Raw genomic sequence first — 2,405 nt, 5'->3', positions numbered from 1 at the left:
GCCTACTACTAAAGGGTTTGAGTGTTCCCCTACCTGAAGGTAGGGGCTATTGATTCGGATTTTTCTGGAAATTAGGATAAATCAAAAACCCACACCTTCAGGTGTGGGAATCAAACGCAAACAGAAAAGGAAATACGCCGTTCATGATGTTACTAAAAAAAGATGTGTATAATGGACAGCTTAACAAGGGGTTTTTATTACTGCGAAACTTGAGATTATTAATTTTTCTCAAAACTCCAATCCGTACCATCCTTTCTATCTTTTAGAACAATTCCTGTTTTTTTCAGATCATCTCTGATCATATCTGCAAATTTCCAGTTTTTCTCCTGCTTGAATATTTTTCTGTATTTGATCAGCAGTTCGATCAAATTTTCGGAAATCGAGTCTAAATTCGTTTTAAGTTTTTCCTCGATATTTTGGAAGAAACCGAGTGCTGAACCGAGTTCGATCAATAAATGAGCATAATTTTTATAATCTGCATTTGATTTCGTTTTTAGATCACGAATAATTTTCACGATTTCAAAAAGCACAGCAACTGCTTTTGCAGTATTAAAATCATCATCCATAGCTTCGGTGAATTTACCTTTTAATTTGAATTGTTTTGCAGAATATTCAGGACTTTCAGTTTGGAATGATAAATAATCTACTTCTGATAAAATTGAATAGAAATTCTTCATCGCCTGCTGGGATTCTTTGAGAATTTCTTCACTGAAATCGATGGGACTACGATAATGTTTAGAAAGGAAAAAGAACCTGATCGTTTCCGGATCAAATTTTTTTAGAACATCTTTTACTGTGAAAAAATTACCCAGACTTTTGGACATTTTTTCTCCTTCCAGATCGAGAAAACCGTTATGTATCCAGTAGTTTGCCAGAGGTTTTTCGGAAATCGCTTCTGCCTGCGCCAGTTCATTCTCGTGATGCGGAAAGATCAAATCATTACCTCCGCCGTGAATATCGAAAGTTTCTCCCAGAAATTTTCTCGACATCACAACACATTCCGTATGCCAGCCGGGACGACCTTTTCCCCAGGGACTTCCCCAATTTGGTTCTCCGGGTTTTGCCTTCTTCCAGAGTGTAAAATCTGCCGGATGTTTTTTTAGTTTATTCGCTTCCACTCTTGCTCCTGCTTTCTGGTCTTCTATCTTTTTCCCGGATAATTTTCCATATTCTTTAAAGGAAGTAACCGAAAAGTAAACATCACCGTTTTTCTCATAAGCAAAACCTTTATCCTCAAGAGTTTTGATCAATTTGATCATTTCTCCGATATATTCGGTTGCTTTGGGTTGATGAGTAAGTTTCTTGATACCCAGTTTTGTAATATCATCAAAAAATGCTTTAATATATTTTTTCGCAACTTCAGAAGCAGGAATTTTCTCGGAAATAGACTGCTCTATAAGTTTATCATCTATATCAGTAATGTTTTGCACATAAGTAACATCAAAACCAAGAAACTCAAAATATCTGCGGATAACATCGAAAACAACATTATTGCGAGCATTTCCGATATGAATGTAATTATAGACTGTCGGACCGCAATTATACATTTTTATTTTCCCTGGTTCTATGGGTTTGAATTCTTCTTTTTTTCTTGTTAAAGTATTATAAATTTTCATTTAATCCCCATAATGTAATATCGAAATCACACTCTCTCCTGAAACCTTTTCATACTCGAGACCTGTTTTCCATTTTTCCGAAATTATCTCCTTTTTTGAATGTTCGACAATAATTTTTCCTTTTTTTTTCATAACCTTTTTCTGACAAATTAATTCTATTGTTTTATTCACCAAATTTTTATTATAAGGAGGATCGAGAAAGATCAGATCGAATTGTTCGGGACAGGTCTTCAAAAACGGACTTACTCTGCGATGATAGACTTTACAGATATCTTCGCAATTCAATTTACTGATATTGCTGTTAATCGTGTGAATTGCTCTTGAAGAGACATCGACAAAAACTGCTGATATTGCTCCCCGACTTAAACTTTCCAAACCAAGCGAACCTGTTCCTGCAAAAAGGTCGAGAACCGTTTTTTGAGCACAATCCGGAAGCACGGAAAAGATAACCTCTTTCAGAAAATCCGTAGTTGGACGGCTGATATTTCCCGGAACGGAAAATAAATTTGCTTTTTTAAATTTTCCAGCAATAATTCTCATTTCTTCCTGCTCTTTTTGGGGAAAGCAAATTTGAATTCCATCTGGACAGCTTTTTTTTCAAAATTGGGACACTTAACTAAAATTATATCACTTGATTGTTTACATTTCCTTGTGCATTTTGCACATAATTTATTGATTTTCTGGGGAATTTGCATTTTTATAAAATTTTATAGCTTTATTGATTTGGGATAACTTTATCTCCTCGAAAGTTCCGATCTTTTTTAGATGAGTCTCATAAAGATCCTTTAT

2 protein-coding genes are annotated in these 2,405 nt (G+C 34.8%); both read right to left on the bottom strand.

The window, feature by feature from the left end; genetic code table 11:
• Nucleotides 1-218: 218 nt before the first annotated feature.
• Nucleotides 219-1,616, bottom strand: a complete 1,398-nt coding sequence (locus ENL20_11185; GenBank protein ID HHE39115.1) for a cysteine--tRNA ligase — start codon at nucleotides 1,614-1,616, stop codon at nucleotides 219-221.
• Nucleotides 1,617-2,192: a 16S rRNA (guanine(966)-N(2))-methyltransferase RsmD gene (gene rsmD, locus ENL20_11180; protein ID HHE39114.1), complete on the bottom strand. Its 576-nt coding sequence runs from the start codon at nucleotides 2,190-2,192 to the stop codon at nucleotides 1,617-1,619.
• Between the last annotated feature and the right edge of the window lie 213 nt (nucleotides 2,193-2,405).

This window comes from Candidatus Cloacimonadota bacterium (assembly GCA_011372345.1).
GTDB lineage: Bacteria > Cloacimonadota > Cloacimonadia > Cloacimonadales > TCS61 > DRTC01.
Note: the sequence above shows the minus strand (reverse complement) of the source record. Positions and strands in the feature narration are given on the sequence as shown.

Excerpts from the sequence above, each read along its gene's own strand:
- ENL20_11185 (HHE39115.1), bottom strand. The coding sequence starts at position 1,616 with ATGAAAATTTATAATACTTTAACAAGAAAAAAAGAAGAATTCAAACCC.